At 66.8% G+C, this 16450-nt stretch carries 14 protein-coding genes (1 of these 14 running past the window's edge); 5 read left to right on the forward strand and 9 right to left on the reverse strand.

Features of this window, described 5'->3' with window-relative positions; translation table 11 throughout:
* Window positions 1-742 carry the 3' portion of an enoyl-CoA hydratase gene (locus LOS78_RS16290; RefSeq protein ID WP_230377500.1) on the forward strand. The gene continues 59 nt to the left of window position 1, outside the view, so 742 of the gene's 801 nt are visible here — the last part of the coding sequence; its start codon lies off the left edge, out of view; the stop codon is at window positions 740-742.
* On the opposite strand, the gene LOS78_RS16295 is transcribed toward LOS78_RS16290, so the two are convergent.
* The 9 genes from LOS78_RS16295 to LOS78_RS16335 all read right to left on the reverse strand — a co-directional run bounded on the left by LOS78_RS16295 (window position 739) and on the right by LOS78_RS16335 (window position 12252).
* A complete protein-coding gene (locus LOS78_RS16295; RefSeq protein WP_230377501.1) occupies window positions 739-1482 on the reverse strand; it encodes a cytochrome c biogenesis CcdA family protein in 744 nt (247 codons plus the stop codon). The genes LOS78_RS16290 and LOS78_RS16295 overlap by 4 nt on opposite strands.
* 76 nt (window positions 1483-1558) lie before the next feature.
* Window positions 1559-4186, reverse strand: coding sequence for a ribonuclease E/G (locus tag LOS78_RS16300; protein ID WP_230377502.1), 2628 nt, complete (start codon window positions 4184-4186; stop codon window positions 1559-1561).
* Window positions 4187-4636: 450 nt separating this feature from the next.
* Complete coding sequence (locus LOS78_RS16305) at window positions 4637-5962, reverse strand: sigma-54 dependent transcriptional regulator (protein WP_028717487.1); 1326 nt, start codon at window positions 5960-5962, stop codon at window positions 4637-4639.
* Window positions 5963-5981: 19 nt separating this feature from the next.
* Window positions 5982-7775, reverse strand: coding sequence for an ATP-binding protein (locus LOS78_RS16310; RefSeq protein WP_371824716.1), 1794 nt, complete (start codon window positions 7773-7775; stop codon window positions 5982-5984).
* A gap of 65 nt (window positions 7776-7840) precedes the next feature.
* Entirely contained in the window at window positions 7841-8509 is a 669-nt protein-coding gene (gene purQ / locus LOS78_RS16315; RefSeq protein ID WP_230377504.1) for a phosphoribosylformylglycinamidine synthase subunit PurQ, read from the reverse strand.
* A 218-nt stretch (window positions 8510-8727) separates the two neighbouring features.
* The gene (locus LOS78_RS16320; protein WP_230377505.1) at window positions 8728-9942 is read right to left on the reverse strand and encodes an NADP-dependent isocitrate dehydrogenase; all 1215 of its coding nucleotides are present in this window, start codon (window positions 9940-9942) and stop codon (window positions 8728-8730) included.
* Window positions 9943-10030: 88 nt separating this feature from the next.
* Entirely contained in the window at window positions 10031-10429 is a 399-nt protein-coding gene (locus LOS78_RS16325; protein ID WP_230377506.1) for a hypothetical protein, read from the reverse strand.
* Window position 10430: 1 nt separating this feature from the next.
* Window positions 10431-11555, reverse strand: a complete 1125-nt coding sequence (locus LOS78_RS16330; RefSeq protein ID WP_230377507.1) for an HD domain-containing protein — start codon at window positions 11553-11555, stop codon at window positions 10431-10433.
* Window positions 11556-11592: 37 nt separating this feature from the next.
* On the reverse strand, window positions 11593-12252 hold the full coding sequence (locus LOS78_RS16335) for an alpha/beta hydrolase (protein ID WP_011749233.1): 660 nt from the start codon (window positions 12250-12252) through the stop codon (window positions 11593-11595).
* 166 nt (window positions 12253-12418) lie between these two features.
* On the opposite strand from LOS78_RS16335, the gene LOS78_RS16340 reads away from it, so the two are divergent.
* The 4 genes from LOS78_RS16340 to LOS78_RS16355 all read left to right on the forward strand — a co-directional run bounded on the left by LOS78_RS16340 (window position 12419) and on the right by LOS78_RS16355 (window position 16404).
* Window positions 12419-12877 carry an Rrf2 family transcriptional regulator gene (locus LOS78_RS16340; RefSeq protein ID WP_024845794.1) on the forward strand — a complete coding sequence of 153 codons (459 nt, stop codon included), beginning with the start codon at window positions 12419-12421 and terminating at the stop codon, window positions 12875-12877.
* 3 nt (window positions 12878-12880) lie between these two features.
* Complete coding sequence (locus LOS78_RS16345; RefSeq protein WP_028714505.1) at window positions 12881-13906, forward strand: Gfo/Idh/MocA family protein; 1026 nt, start codon at window positions 12881-12883, stop codon at window positions 13904-13906.
* A 119-nt stretch (window positions 13907-14025) separates the two neighbouring features.
* Window positions 14026-15132 (forward strand): carboxynorspermidine decarboxylase, encoded by a 1107-nt coding sequence (locus tag LOS78_RS16350; RefSeq protein WP_028714506.1) that lies wholly within the window; start codon window positions 14026-14028, stop codon window positions 15130-15132.
* Window positions 15133-15180: 48 nt separating this feature from the next.
* On the forward strand, window positions 15181-16404 hold the full coding sequence (locus LOS78_RS16355) for a saccharopine dehydrogenase family protein (protein WP_230377508.1): 1224 nt from the start codon (window positions 15181-15183) through the stop codon (window positions 16402-16404).
* Window positions 16405-16450 lie beyond the last annotated feature (46 nt).

Here is a 16450-nt window from a genome sequence, read left to right on the forward strand (position 1 = left end):
CGTGATCCTGAACAGCCCGATGAATTACAACGCGCTCTCCACCGCGATGATCGATGCGCTGTCGGATGTGCTGGATGAGATCGCGGCGAATGACGGCATCCGCGTGGTGGTTCTGGCCGCGCGCGGCAAGGCCTTCTGCGCCGGGCACGACCTGCGCGAGATGCAGGGCGCGCGCAATGACGAGGACGACGGCCGCGCCGCCTATGGGCGGCTGTTCTCGCGCTGCGCCGAGATGATGCAGAAGCTGCCCGCCCTGCCCCAGCCGGTCATCGCCGAGGTGCAGGGCATCGCCACCGCCGCGGGCTGCCAGCTGGTCGCCAGCTGCGACATGGCCGTGGCGGCCGAGGACGCGCGATTCGGCGTGAACGGGGTCAATATCGGGCTGTTCTGCTCGACGCCGATGGTGGCGCTCTCGCGCGCCATCCCGCCGCGCGCCGCCTTCGAGCTGCTGGTGACGGGCGAGTTCATGGACGCGGCCCGGGCGCGCGAACTGGGCCTGATCAACCGCGTCGCCGCGTCCGAGGCGCTGGAGGCCGAGACGATGGCGCTGGCCCGGCTGATTGCCGGGAAACTGCCCGCCGCCGTGCGCATGGGCAAGCGCGCTTTCCATGTCCAGCACAGCCTGGGTCTGGCCGAAGCCTATGAGGTCGCCGGCGCAGTGATCTGCGAGAACATGCTGCTGCCCGAGACCGCCGAGGGCATCCAGGCCTTCCTAGAGAAACGGCCGCCGAACTGGGACTAACCCAGTGCCGCCAGCCAGGGAAAGGTCTCCAGCAGCCAATAGGCGAAGGCCGGGAAGGCTCCGGTCAGCAACGCCACGCCGACCACGACCAGCAGCCCGCCCATGATGCGCTCGATCAGCTTCAGATGCGGCTTGATGCGGTTCATCAGGCCGATGGCCCGGTTGATGAAGATGGCCGACAGCAGGAAGGGGATGCCCAGCCCCAGCGCATAGACCGCCAGCAGCGCCGTGCCCTTGCCCATCGCGCCGCCAGTCGCGGCCAGCGACAGGATCATGCCGAGCTGCGGCCCGATGCAGGGCGTCCAGCCGAAGGCGAAGGCCAGGCCCAGGACATAGGCCCCCAGCGCGCTGCCGCCCCGCTCCTGCGTGTCGATGCGCGCCTCGGCATCCAGGAAGGGGATGCGGATGAGGTGCAGGAAATGCAGGCCCAGCAGGATCACCACCACCCCGGCGCCCCGCGCCAGCAGATCCTGCCACTGCAGGAACATCCGCCCGAAGGCCGAGGCCGCCATGCCCATCAGCAGAAAGACCGTGGACAGGCCCATGACGAAGAACAGCGCCGGCACCACGGCGCTGCGCTCGCCCGATTTCAGCCCCCCGACCCCGACCCCGGTCATATAGGCCAGATAGGGCGGCACGATCGGCAGCACGCAGGGCGACAGGAAGGACAGGATCCCGGCCAGCAGCGCGACCGTCGCGGCGGGCAGGAAGGCGGCATCTGCTAGCTCGATTCCCAACATGGCCGGCACCTTGGCGCAAGGAAAGGGCGCGGGAAAGCCCCGCGCCCGTCACTCTTTCGTGGAAGGCTGCGACAGATCAGCCCAGGGACCACCAGCCGCGGCGCTTGGGACGCGGAGCCTCCTCGGCCATCACGGGCTCGGAAGCGGGTTGCGCTTCGGGCTCGGGCGCGATCTCGGCGGGCTCCTCGTCCGGTTCGGCTTCCACCGCAGCATCAGTGGCTTCGGCTTCGGCTTCGGCTTCGGCTTCGGCTTCGGCTTCGGGCAGATCGGCGGCCGGCGCCTCATCCGCAACAGGCTCGGCTGCAGACTGCCCCGGCGCGCCGGCTTCCGGTTCCGGCTCGGCCGGCCCGGTCTCGGCGGTCGCGGGCAGCTCTTCCGCCACGGGCTCGGCAGCGACCGGCTCGACCGGAGTCCCCTGGAGATCCACCACCTCCGCAGTCGCGACCGGCTCGGCCGCGGCGGCCTCCGCCTCGGCCGGCTCATCGGTCTTGCGGCGGCGCGAGCGGGTGCGTCGGCGCGGCTTCTCGGCCTCTTCCGCGACCGGCTCCGATGCGCTCTCGGCTTCAACCGGGGCCGCCGCCGTCACCTCGGCTTCCGCAGGCTGCTCGGCCTCCTCGGTTTCCGAAACCGCCTCCTCGCCGTCCTCGGCGTGATGCGTCTCGCCCTCGCCGTTCTTGCCGCCCCGGCGGCGACGGCGGCGGCGGCGGCGCTTGCCGCCATTCTCGCCATCGCTGCCCTCGGCACGGCCGTCCTCGGCATGATCCTCCTCGGCGGTCTCCTCGACCTCTTCCTCCTCGGCCGGCTCCTGATCATCGATCAGCGCCATCAGCCGGGCATCGACCGAGACCACCGGCGACACAATCTCGGGCACGTTGCGGGTGGCGGTCTTGAACTTCTCGATGGCGAAATCGGGCGAGATCAGCGCCGGATCGGCCTCGACCCGGACCGAGAGACCATAGCGCGCCTCGATCGTGGCGATATGCTCGCGCTTGGCGTTCATCAGGAAATTGGCGACTGCGACCGGCGCCTTGACCAGCACCTCGCGCGAACGCTTGCGGGTGCCCTCTTCCTCGATGGCGCGAAGGATGGTCAGCGCCAGGCTGTCGTCCGAACGGATCAGCCCGGTGCCATGGCAATGCGGACAAGGTTGCGTGGTCGATTCCAGCATGCCCGGCCGCAGCCGCTGGCGCGACATCTCCAGAAGGCCGAAGCCCGAGATGCGCCCGACCTGGATGCGCGCCCGGTCGGTCTTGAGCCGCTCCTTGAAGCGTTTCTCAACGGCGGCGTTGTTCTTGCGCTCCTCCATGTCGATGAAGTCGATGACGATCAGGCCCGCAAGGTCGCGCAGCCGCAGCTGGCGCGCGATCTCCTCGGCGGCTTCCAGGTTCGTCTTCAGCGCGGTTTCCTCGATCGAGCCTTCCTTGGTGGCCCGGCCCGAGTTCACGTCGATGGCGACCAGCGCCTCGGTCACGCCGATGACGATGTAGCCGCCGGATTTCAGCTGCACGACCGGGTTGAACATGCCGCCCAGATAGCTTTCCACCTGATAGCGCGCGAACAGCGGCATCTGGTCAGTGTAATGCTTCACGTTCTTGGCATGGGACGGCATGATCATCTTCATGAAGTCCTTGGCCGTGCGATAGCCGCGCTCGCCCTCGACCAGAACCTCGTCGATCTCCTTGCTGTAGAGATCGCGGATCGTGCGCTTGATCAGGTCGCCTTCCTCATAGATCGGCGCCGGGGCGATGGACTTGAAGGTCAGTTCGCGGATCTGCTCCCACAGCCGCATCAGGTATTCGTAGTCGCGGCGGATCTCGGTCCGGGTGCGCTGGCTGCCGGCGGTGCGGATGATCAGCCCGGCGCCTTCCGGCACCTCCAGCTCGCTGGCGATCTCCTTCAGCTTCTTGCGGTCGGCGGCGTTGGTGATCTTGCGGGAAATCCCGCCGCCGCGCGCCGTGTTCGGCATCAGCACGCAATAGCGGCCGGCCAGAGACAGATAGGTGGTCAGCGCGGCGCCCTTGTTGCCGCGCTCCTCCTTGACGACCTGGACCAGCATGATCTGCCGGACCTTGATCACTTCCTGGATCTTGTAGCGGCGGGCGCGCGGCTTGCGGGGGGGCGAGATTTCCTCGGCCACGTCCTCTTCGGCGACGGATTCGATGCCGTCATCCTCGGTGGCTTCCTCGCCGCTTTCCTCGGCGCTGTCCGCAGCCGGTTCCGGCTCCGGCGCCGCGGCAGGCTCGGCGGCAAGGCCCTCGACCGGGGCAGCATCGCCCTCGGAGGGGTCCACCACGGCCATGCCGGCGATCTCGTCTGAAGCCAGCACGGCATCGCCGCTTTCGGCGGCGGCGGCCTTGGCCGGCTTGCGGCGACGGGGGCTGCGCTTTTTCTCACCCTCGTCGGCCTCGGCGGCGGCGGCCTGGCGCTCTTCCTCGATCAGCGCCTTACGGTCGGCGGCGGGGATCTGGTAATAATCGGGATGGATCTCGGCAAAGGCCAGAAAACCGTGGCGGTTGCCGCCGTAATCCACAAAGGCGGCCTGCAGCGAGGGTTCGACCCGCGTCACCTTGGCCAGGTAGATGTTGCCAGCAAGCTGCCGCTTGTTGACCGTCTCGAAATCAAATTCCTCGACTTTGGTTCCATCGACCACGACAACCCGAGTTTCCTCGGAATGCGTGGCGTCGATCAGCATTTTCTTTGACATGTTTCCGTCTTTCGGGCAGCCGCATCGGCCCGCACACTGGCGGGGGCAAGGTCCGGCTGCCGCATGAGAGGACAGCGAAGGCCGCGCCGCCAGCAGCAATCGCGGCGGTCAGGGTCTTGCCCTGCCGCCGTGCCCGATCAAGCTGCGTTGCGCGATCCATCGCGTCTGTTTACCTTTCTTGGCCCATCCCGCTTGCGTGGTCCGGGCTGCGATCACGGATGCCCAGAGGCCCCTTGGGGCGTGGGCAGGATTTTCCGCGCGTGGCACCACCGGCACTTTTCAGGTGTCGCGGCTGGCTGGCGCGCTGCGAAACTGGCGAGGTCGAGCAACCATAAGTTGTGGCGCCCACCCTACTCGGGCAAGATAGCGGGGAAGGGCCCGCCGTTACAATGGGTTTTTCAGCCAAGGCCAGGATTCGCCGATCCGGTCGACCTGCCGCCCTCCGCCCGCTCAGAGGTAGTCGCCCCGGCTCAGCCCGTATTTCGCCATCTTTTCGTTCAGCGTCCGGCGCGGCAGGCAAAGCTCGTCCATGACCGCGGCGATGCTGCCCTTGTGGCGGCGCATCGTGTTGTCGATCAACATCTTCTCGAAGCTTTCGACATATTCCTTGAGCGGCTTGCCCTCGGTCGTCGTCGCCTCCTGCGTATCCTCGCCGTCCGCCATCAGCAGCGAGGCGATCGAGCCCGAGCCGCGGCGGTTCTGCAGGACCGCGCGCTCGGCCACGTTGATCAGCTGGCGCACATTGCCCGGCCAAGGTGCCTGCAGCAGCTGCGCTGCCTCTTGCGCGGTGACCTGCGGCGGCTCGCAGCCGTATTCCTCGGCGAATTGCTCGGTCATGCGGGTGAAGAGCGTCAGGATGTCCTCGCCGCGCGAGCGCAGGGGCGGCAGGGTGATCTTCAGCGCGGTCAGGCGATAGAACAGGTCGGGCCGCAGCGAATCCTCGGCCCGGCGCCCCTCGCCGCGCGCGTTCGAGATGGCGATGATCCGCGTCTCGGCCGGGCTGCCCTGGTCGGCGATAAAGGCCAGCAGCCGCGCCTGCAGCGGGTCGGACAGCGCCTCGATATCCTCCAGGCACAAGGTGCCGCCGCGCGCCTCCTCGACGGCAGGCAGGCCGTTTTCGACCGGGCCGAACAGCTTCGCGGCCAGCACCTCGTCGTTATAGGCCGCGCAGGAGATCGGCACGAATTTCTTGCTGGCACGCGGCCCCACGGCATGCAGCGCATGCGCCACCAGCGTCTTGCCGGTGCCGGTCTCGCCGTCGATCAGCACATGGCCGTCGGCCTGGCCCAGGTCCAGGATATCCTCGCGCAGCCGGTCCATCACCGGGCTGGCGCCGATCAGCTTGGACATGACCTGCTGGCCTTCGGAAAGGTCGCGGCGCAGGGCGCGGTTGTCCAGCGTCATGCGCCGGGCCTGGCTGGCCTTCTTGACCAGCTCGGTCAGGCGCTCGGGGTTGAAGGGCTTTTCCATGAAGTCCATGGCGCCGATCCGCATCGCCTCGACCGCCATCGGCACGTCGCCATGGCCGGTGATCATGATGACCGGCAGGCCCGAATCGATGCCCATCAGCCGCTTGAGGAAAGCCATCCCGTCCATGCCCGGCATGCGGATGTCGGAAATCACCACGCCGGGCCAGTCCGCGCCGATCACCTTCAGCGCCTCCTCGGCGGTGGCAAAGGTCTCGGCGTCGAAGCCGGAAAGCGCCAGCCACTGGCTGATCGATTCGCGCATGTCGGGTTCGTCATCGACGACGGCTATCTTCAAAGTGCGGCTCATGGGCCTTTACCTCTTTCCATCATTCCGCCGCCAGCCGCGTCCCGGCCTTGCGGCCAGGATCGTGCAGCGGCAGCTCAAGCTCGAATACGGCGCCCCTGCCCCCTTCGTCCGAGGCGTTATGCGCCGTCAGTCGCCCCCCGAAATCCGCGGCGATGCCCGACGAGATCGCCAGCCCGAGACCGGTCCCCTCCCCAGGCTTCTTCGTGGTGAAGAAGGGTTCAAACAGATTTTCCAGGTCCGATACACCCGGCCCGTTGTCGCGCACGGACAAGAATGCGTGAGAGCCCGAGCTCACGGTGATCTCGATGGCCGGGTCGCGGATGCCCTTGATCGCGTCGATGGCGTTGCGCAGCAGGTTGATGATGATCTGCTCCAGCCGGATGCGGTCGCAATAGACCATGACCGGATAGCGCGGGATATTGCGCTGCAAGCGGATGGTGCGGCTCCGCAGCTGCGGCTCCATCATCACCAGCGCGCTGGACAGCGCGGCACGCAGGTCCACCGGCTCGAAGGCCTCGCCACCCTTGCGGGCATAGGATTTCAGCTGCCGGGTGATGGCGCCCATGCGCTCGACCAGGTCGTCGATGCGCTGGAAGCTGGACAGCGCCTCCTCGGCCCGGCCGCGCTGCAGCAGAAGCCGCGCCCCGGCCAGATAGGTCTTCATCGCCGCCAGCGGCTGGTTCAGCTCATGGCTGACGCCGGCCGACATCTCGCCCAGCGCGGCCAGCTTCGATGATTGCTGAACGGTCTGCTCGGCGACGCGCAGCTCTTTCTGCATGCGCTCGCGCTCGGCGATCTCGCGGGTCAGGCGCAGGTTCAGCGCCCGCAGATCGGCCGATTCCCGCATCCAGGCCGCCGATTCCACCCGCGCCCGGCGCGACAGCAGATAGAACACCGCCGCCAGCAGGATGGCGAAGCCCATGATGACCATGGCCAGAACCGCATTCACCCGCTCTCGCACCGATTCATAGGTGGTGAAGGCGATCATCTTCCAGCCGCGGAACGGGATGCGGGTCTCGGACTGCATCACGGCGCGGCCCTTGACATAGGCATCGGCCGGCGGCGCGGCCCAATCCGCCGTGACCTGGAAGGCCCGCGCGATGGCCGAGGGGGCCGAGCGCACCGCCAGCGCCTCGGGCAGGGTCAGGCCGCGCCAGCGCGGCTCGGTCGACAGGATGATCTGCCCGGCGCTGTCGGTGACCGCTATGGCGTCCGATATCCCGGCCCAGGACCGCACCAGCCGGAACAGATCGGCCCCGACCACCACCACGCCCAGCGTGCGCCCGTCCGACACGACGGTGCGGGAATAGGTGAACTCATAGGCGCCCTGCGGCGAGGGCGAGACGGTGAAGACCGTATCCTTGGACCGCAACGCCTCGACGAAGAACGGCTCCTGCACGTAATTGGTGCCGATCAGGTGGCGGTTGGTCGATCCGACCACCCGACCCGAGGCGTCCAGCAGCTTGATCGAGGCCGCCGCAATCTCCTTCTGGGCCGAGATCAGCCGCGCCGAGGTTCCCGAGAAATCATTGCCCGACAGGGCCGAGATCAGCGCCGGGTCGCGCGCCAGCAGCAAGGGCACCACCGAGGTGCGCTGCAGTTCCGACAGCAGGTTGCCGGTATACAGCGCCGAGCGCAGCTCGGTGCGCACGCGCGTCGTCTCGGAAAACCGCGCGGTCAACCAGGCATTGGTGAACCAGACCGTGCCCGCAGCCACGATCAGCAGCACGGCGATCGCGCCGCGCAGGCCCCAGCGACTGGTCATAGCCGCCCTGCCATCCGGGAATCCGGTGGAATCGTCTTCCTCTCGCATGAGCCTCCGGCACCGCCCCCCATGGGGATCGATGCAGTCTAGTGCGCGAAGGGTCGCCGCTCAAGTCAGGCCGCGACAAGCTCCTGAACCAGCGAGGCGAACAGCCGCGCGCCATCGGTGCCGCCATGCGCCGGATCGGCGGCACGTTCGGGATGCGGCATCATGCCCAGCACCCGGCGGTTTTCGGACAGCACCCCGGCGATATCCTCGACCGAGCCGTTGATCCCCGGCGCGTAGGTGAAGGCGATGCGGTCCTGATCCTTCAGCGCCGCCAGCCCCTCGGCATCGATCTGGTAATTGCCGTCGTGATGCGCGACCGGCACCCGGATCTCCTCGCCCGCCGCATAGGCCGCGGTGAAGGGGCTGGCCGAGGTCGCGACCCTCAGCACCACCTCGCGGCACAGGAAACGCAGGCCCGCATTGCGCATCAGGGCGCCGGGCAGCAGGTTCAGCTCGGTCAGCACCTGAAAGCCGTTGCAGATGCCCAGCACATAACCGCCGCGCGCCGCATGGACCTTGATCGCGCCGGCGATGGGCGAATGCGCGGCGATGGCACCGCAACGCAGGTAGTCGCCAAAGGAAAACCCGCCCGGCACCGCGACCAGATCCGTGCCGGCAGGCAGCGCCTCGTCCTTGTGCCAGACGCGCGCCACCGCGGCCCCCGCCTGCTCCAGTGCAATGGCCAGGTCGCGGTCGCAATTCGATCCGGGAAAGGTGATGACGGCAGCTTTCATGGCGGGCCTCCGGGATAATGCCTCGCGCCTCCCATACTGCAAGCCGGCGCGACTGTTAAGCGGCTTTGCACGGCCGCCGGGCTACTTCGTTCCCAAAACACTCAAATCCCCGACACCCGCGCCCGCCCTTTTCACCGTTTCCCAAATACTCATGCGGCGCCGCCACAAGCGAAAAGGGCCGGGTCTGCCCCCGGCCCTTCGCAATCCTGCGCGACGGATCAGCCCGCCAGCGCCTTGTTCAGGTATTCGTCGACCTTTTCCAGGTAGCCCATGGTGGTCAGCCATTTCTGGTCCGGCCCGACCAGCAGCGCCAGGTCCTTGGTCATGTAGCCGTCCTCGACCGCCTGCACGGTGACCTTCTCCAGCGTCTCGGCGAAATTCTTCAGCGCCGCGTTGTCATCCAGCTTGGCGCGGTGCTTGAGACCGCCGGTCCAGGCGAAGATCGAGGCGATCGAGTTGGTCGAGGTCTGGTTGCCCTTCTGGTGCTCGCGATAGTGGCGCGTCACCGTGCCATGCGCGGCCTCGGACTCGACGATCTTCCCGTCCGGCGTCATCAGCACCGAGGTCATCAGGCCCAGCGAGCCGAAGCCCTGCGCGACGGTGTCCGACTGCACGTCGCCGTCGTAGTTCTTGCAGGCCCAGACATAGCCGCCCGACCATTTCATCGCCGAGGCGACCATGTCGTCGATCAGGCGATGCTCGTAATGGATGCCCTTCTTCTTGAACTCGGCCTCGAACTCTTCCTCGTAGACCTTCTGGAACAGGTCCTTGAAGCGGCCGTCATAGGCTTTCAGGATGGTGTTCTTGGTCGAGAGATAGACCGGATAGCCGCGGTTCAGCCCGTAGTTCATCGAGGCGCGGGCGAAGTCGATGATCGACTGGTCGAGATTGTACATCGCCATGGCGACGCCGGGGCCCGGGGCCTGATAGACCTCGTGCTCGATGGTCTCGCCATCCTCGCCGACGAACTTGATCGTCAGCTTGCCCTTGCCCGGGAAGCGGAAATCGGTGGCCTTGTACTGGTCGCCGAAGGCGTGGCGGCCGACGACGATGGGCTGGGTCCAGCCGGGGACCAGCCGCGGGACGTTCTTGCAGATGATCGGCTCGCGGAAGATCACGCCGCCCAGGATGTTGCGGATGGTGCCGTTGGGCGACTTCCACATCTTCTTCAGGCCGAATTCCTCGACGCGGGCCTCGTCGGGGGTGATGGTGGCGCATTTCACGCCAACGCCGTATTGCTTGATCGCCTCGGCCGCGTCCACGGTGATCTGGTCTTGGGTGCGATCGCGCTCCTCGATGCCGAGGTCGTAATATTTCAGGTCGATGTCCAGATAGGGAAGGATCAGCTTCTGCTTGATGAAGTCCCAGATGATCCGGGTCATCTCGTCGCCGTCGAGCTCGACGACGGGGTTCTCTACCTTGATCTTCGACATGGGTGGTCCCTTCGATTAGGATTCGACTCGGTGGCGCTATAGCGGCATTCAATGCGAAAGGAAAGCCCGGTATGCGATTGCATACCGATCAATGCGGCCGCTTCGGCAGAAAGGCGCAAAGCAGCAGCGCCACCAGCCCGCAAGCGCTCGCCCGCAGCGCGAAGGAACTGGTGAAACCTTCGCCCACGCCAAGGAACGAACGGCCAACCGTCAGGCCGACCAGCAGCAGGAAAAGCCAGGGCTGCTCAGCTCGCCGGATGCCATGCGGAAAGGACAGCCGCAACGCCAGCAGGCAAAGCAGGACCAGGCCCAGCGCCTCGCCGATGCCGATCACCCGGGCTTCGAGGCGCGAAACGGCGCGGAAGGCCTCGAAGCCGCTGCCCCGCGCATAATCCCCGGCGATCAGCGCCGCCACCAGCCGCAATCCGTGATCCAGCGCGCCCATCCCCAGCACGCATAGCGCAAGCGCGGCCAGCCGTCCGCCCATGTCAGCCCCGGAAATAGACCCGCGCGCTTTCGCTGAGCCAGGACCACAGCGTCGGCGCGCCGCGTTCGATGCGGACCCCGACGCGCTCGACCAGCTGTTCGTAGGTCACGCGGTATTCCACCCAGGTGCCCCCGCCCGAGGCGATGTTCTGCATCACCGGCTGCGCCCGGTCGAGCGACTTGGCGAAGACCGCGTCGGGGGTCTCGTTCGCCTCGAACTCGGTCCAGAGCACGCGCAACTCCCGGCCTTGCGCCGCCGGCAGCAGGCCGAAGATCCGCCCGGCGGCGGCCTGTTCGGCGGCCAGCTGCGCCGCGCCGTGATGTGCCGCGCCGCCCTGCGCGTGGATCGGCACGTCGCCGGTATCGATCTCGACCAGATCGTGGATCAGCAGCATGCGGATCACCCGGCCGATCTCGACGCCCTCGCCGGCATGGGACGCCATGACCAGCGCGTAAAGCGCGAGGTGCCAGCTGTGCTCGGCGCTGTTCTCGCGCCGCGAACGGTCGCAGAGCAGGCTGGCGCGCAGCACCGATTTCAGCCGGTCCGCCTCGGCCAGGAAGGCCAGGCGCTGCGCCAGTTCCCCCTGCGGCGCGCGGCCATCCAGCAGGGCCTGCGCGGCCTGCATCGCCTCGGGCCATTCCGACCACAGCCGCCGGGCGCGGCCCGATGTCATGTTGTCGCGGACGATGGCGACGTGATCGGCCAGCGGCTCGGGCGCGCAAAGCACCTGGAACAGCGGCTGTATGTGGTCCATGCGCTTGGCCATGCGGGCATCCGGGCTCTCGCCGGCCTCGAACTCCCGCCACAAGGCCAGCAGCGCCTCGCCGCCGGGCAGCATGCCGAACAGCCGGCGCGCGGCGGCTTCCTCGGCCGCCTGCACGGCGGCCGCGTCATGGGCCAGATGAATCGGATGGTCGCCGCAATCGATCTCGACCAGGTCGTGCAGCAGCAGCATGGCGATGGCGCGGTCCGAGGCGCCGAAGACCAGCGCGTAAAGCGCGACGTGCCAGCTGTGCTCGGCGCTGTTTTCCGGCCGCGACAAGTCCATCAGCACATTCGCCCGCTCGACGGATTTCAGCCGGTCGGCCTCGGTCAGGAAAGCGAATTGCAGGGTCAGGTCGGTCATGTCGAATGTTCGGGGCCGGCATTGCCGGCCTCGTTTCCTAGCGCGTGTTCTCGGTCAGGCGGCGGCGCACATAGGCCTGCACCGTGTCGATCATCGGCTTCATATGCACCTCGTCGTCGCGGAAGAAGTGGTCCGCGCCCTCGATCTCCTCATGGGTGATGGTGATGCCCTTCTGCTCGCGCAGCTTGGCGACCAGCGCATGGGTGTCCTTGGGCGGCGCCACCCGGTCGGCGGTGCCGTTGATGATCAGCCCCGAGGACGGGCAAGGCGCAAGGAACGAGAAATCATACATGTTCGCCGGCGGCGCGACCGAGATGAAGCCGGTGATCTCGGGCCGCCGCATCAGGAGCTGCATGCCGATCCAGGCGCCGAAGCTGAAGCCCGCCACCCAGCAATGCTTGGAGTTCGGGTTCATCGCCTGCAGGTAGTCCAGCGCCGAGGCGGCGTCCGACAGCTCGCCGATGCCCTGGTCGAATTCGCCCTGGCTGCGGCCGACGCCGCGGAAGTTGAACCGCATGACGGTGAAGCCCATGCGGTGGAAGGCGTAGTGCAAATTGTAAACGACCCGGTTGTTCATCGTGCCGCCATATTGCGGATGCGGGTGCAGGATGATGGCGATGGGGGCGTCGGGCGCGGCTTGCGCGTGATAGCGCCCTTCGAGACGACCTTCGGGACCGGGGAAAATCAGTTCGGGCATGGGCTTCCTTTGAAACTCGGGTTCCTTGACCCAGTGGCGTCGCGGCTCTAGATCGTCAATCTGGGAAGCGCGCCCGACATAGGCAAGACGCATTCAAGGACGGCGCCGGGGGAATTAGCCCCTGGCTCGCGCGTCGTCAATGGTTTGCGGCGGGAGGAGAGGCAAGATGAAACTGTCCACCAAGGGACGTTACGCGATGGTCGCCCTGGTCGATCTGGCCATCGCCAAGGGCGACGAGCTGACCTCGCTGGCCGAGATCTCCAAGCGGCAGGACATCTCGCTGCCCTATCTGGAGCAGCTTTTCGTGCGGCTGCGCCGCGCCGGGCTGGTCGATTCCGTACGGGGACCGGGCGGCGGCTACCGGCTGGCCAAGGCGCCCGAGACGATCCGCGTGGCCGATGTGCTGGAAGCGGTGGACGAAACCGTCAGCGCGCTGCATGTCGGCGCCGGCGCCTCGGGCGGGGTCTCGGGCTCGCGCGCGCAGACGCTGTCGAACCGGCTGTGGGAGAGCCTCTCGGCGCATGTCTACGTGTTCCTGCACAATCATACGCTGGCGGACGTGGCAAGGAACCAGCTGCTGCCCTGCCCCGCCCTGCCCAAGATCCTCTCGATCGTGGACGACTAGGCCATGCGGGTCCTGGTCGCCGGTCTGGGCAATATGGGGCGCAGCCATGCTCTGGCCTGGCTGAAGCAGCCGGGGGCCGAGGTCATCGGTCTGGTCAACCGCTCGCCGGTCGATCTGCCCCCCGAGCTTTCGGCGATTCCGCAAAGCCAGGATTTCCACGAGGCGCTGCAGCGCCTTCGCCCCGACGTTGCGGTGATCGCCACCTATTCCGACAGCCATGCCGAATATGCCATCGCCGCGCTGCGCGCCGGCGCGCATGTCTTCGTCGAAAAGCCGCTGGCCACCACGGTCGAGGACGCCCGCCGCGTGGTCGAATGCGCCGGTGAGACCGGCCGCAAGCTGGTCGTCGGCTACATCCTGCGCCACCATCCCAGCTGGCAGCGCCTGATCGCCGAGGCGCGCGCGCTGGGCGGGCCCTATGTGTTCCGGTTGAACCTGAACCAGCAAAGCTCGGGCCCGACCTGGCAGGTGCACAAGGCGCTGATGCACACCACGCCGCCCATCGTCGATTGCGGCGTGCATTACGTCGATGTCATGTGCCAGATCACCGACGCGCCCCCGGTCGAGGTGCGCGGCATGGGCCTGCGCCTTTCGGACGAGATCGCGGCCGAGATGTATAACTACGGCCATTTCCAGGTGATCTTCCAGGACGGCTCGCTGGGCTGGTACGAGGCCGGCTGGGGGCCGATGATGTCCGACACCGCCTTCTTCGTGAAGGACGTGGTCAGCCCCCGCGGCGCCGTCAGCATCCGCATGCCCGAGGACGCGCGCTCGGACGATATCGACACCCATACCCGGACCGCCACCCTGCGGCTGCATCGCGTCGGAGAGCCGGATCAGGATCTCTCGATGCGGGACGAACCCGGCCATCAGGAGCTTTGCGACGCCGAGGCCGCCTTCATGGCGCGCGCCATCGCCGGGGACATGGATCTGGACCGCCACATGCGCGACGCGGTTTCCTCGCTGGCCGTCTGCCTGGCCGCCGACGAATCCGTCCGCACCGGCCAGCCGGTGCGATTGCGCATCTGATCCCCGGACCGCGGCCGCCGTCACGCCCCTGTCACGCTTCCTTGCGAAATGCGGGACATGGCCCTAAATGAGCCCTTCGTTTCCCGCTTTCACGGTCGCAAGACCAAAGGACCCGCGCCATGTCCGACCTGCAGACGCCCTATTACCTGATCGACCTCGCCAAGCTGCGGGTGAACATGGAGCGAATCCGCTATCTGCGCGAACGCTCGGGGGCGAAATGCCTGCTGGCGCTGAAATGCTTTGCCACCTGGTCGGCCTTCGACTTCATGCGCGACTTCATGGACGGCACCACCTCGTCCTCGCTGTTCGAGCTGCGGCTGGGGCATGAGGAATTCGGCAAGGAGACCCATGCCTATTCCGTCGCATGGGCCGATCACGAGATCGACGAGGCGCTGGGTTACGCCGACAAGATCATCTTCAACAGCCTCGGCCAGCTTGACCGCTATGGCGCGCGGGCCAAGGCGCGCGGCATCGCCATGGGGCTGCGGCTGAACCCGCGCTTTTCCACCTCGGGCTTCGACCTGGCCGACCCGGCCCGGCCCTTCTCGCGCCTGGGCGAATGGGATCTGAACCGGCTTGAGGCGGCGCTTGACCGCATCTCGGGCGTGATGATCCATTACAATTGCGAAAATGCCGATTTCGAGCTGTTCGACGCGCAGCTCGACCGGATCGAGGCGGAGTTCGGCGGCTTCCTGGAAAAGCTCGACTGGGTCTCGCTGGGCGGCGGCATCCACTTCACCGGCGAGGGCTATCCGCTGGACAAGCTCGCCGACCGGCTCAGGGCGTTCTCGGAAAAGTTCGGCGTGCAGGTTTTCCTGGAGCCGGGCGAGGCCAGCATCACCCGCTCGACCTCGCTGGAGGTGACGGTGCTGGACACCATCCACCACGGCAAGGACGTGGCCATCGTGGACAGCAGCATCGAGGCGCATATGCTCGACCTGCTGATCTATCGCGAGACGGCGAAGCTGCCGCAGGAGGGCGAGCATCCCTGGCAGATCGCCGGCAAAACCTGCCTGGCCGGCGACATCTTCGGCGAGGGCCGCTTCCCCGCCCCGCTGAAGGTCGGCGACCGGATCAGCATCGCCGATGCCGGCGGCTACACCATGGTCAAGAAAAACTGGTTCAACGGCGTTCCCATGCCCGCTATCGCCATCAAGGCCGAGGACGGAACGATCCGCGAGGTTCGCCGGTTCACCTACGACGACTACAAAGCCAGCCTGTCCTGACCAGGCGCAAGCCATCCCCTTTCCTTAGCCCCCGAAAAGGAGACTGAATTGGCCAAGAACGTGCTCATCATCGGCGCCGGCGGCGTCGCCCAGGTGGTCGCGCATAAGGTGGCGCAGAATGCCAAGGAATTCGGAACGCTGCATATCGCCAGCCGAACCGTGTCCAAGGCCGAGAAGATCATCGCGAGCATTCGTGAGAAAGGCCATTCGGTCGCATTCGCCGCCCATCCGCTGGACGCGATGGACAGCAAGGCGGTGGCCGAACTGATCCGCCAGATCGACGCCGGCATCGTGATCAACGTCGGCTCGGCCTTCGTCAACATGACCGTCCTGCAAGGCTGCATCGAGACCGGCGCGGCCTATATCGACACGGCCATCCACGAGGACCCCGCCAAGGTCTGCGAGACGCCGCCCTGGTATGCGAACTACGAATGGAAGCGCCGCGAGGATTGCGAGAAGGCCGGCGTCACCGCCATCTTGGGCGCGGGCTTCGATCCGGGCGTGGTCAACGCCTATGCCCGGCTGGCCGAGGACGAATATTTCGACAAGATCGACTCGATCGACATCGTGGACATCAATGCCGGCTCCCACGGCCGCTATTTCGCCACCAATTTCGACCCTGAGATCAATTTCCGCGAATTCACCGGCACGGTCTATTCCTGGCAGGGCGGCGAATGGCGCACCAACAAGATGTTCGAGGTGGGCCGCGAATGGGACCTGCCCGTCGTCGGCAAGCGCACCGCCTATCTGTCCGGCCATGACGAGGTGCACAGCCTCTCGGCCCGCTACAAGGACGCCGACGTGCGCTTCTGGATGGGCTTCGGCGAGCATTACATCAATGTCTTCACCGTGCTGAAGAACCTCGGCCTGCTTTCCGAGCAGCCGGTCAGGACCGCCGAGGGGCTGGAGGTCGTGCCGCTGAAGGTGGTCAAGGCGGTGCTGCCCGACCCCGCGAGCCTCGCGCCCGATTACGAGGGCAAGACCTGCATCGGCGATCTGGTCAAGGGCACGCTGGACGGCAAGCCGGGCGAGGTCTTCATCTACAACGTCGCCGACCACAAGGACGCCTATAACGAGGTCGGCAGCCAGGGCATCAGCTACACGGCGGGCGTGCCCCCGGTTGCGGCGGCGATCCTGGTCGCGCGCGGCACCTGGGACGTCAAGAAGATGGCCAATGTCGAGGATCTGCCCGCCCGGCCCTTCCTTGAAGTGCTGGGCGAACTGGGCCTGCCCACCCGCGTCATCGACGCCTCGGGCGATCATCCGCTGTAAGCGGCCCGCCCGCTTGCCGAAAACGCCCGCGGCGGGGAACCCGGCC

It is taken from the genome of Paracoccus sp. MA (assembly GCF_020990385.1).
GTDB lineage: Bacteria > Pseudomonadota > Alphaproteobacteria > Rhodobacterales > Rhodobacteraceae > Paracoccus.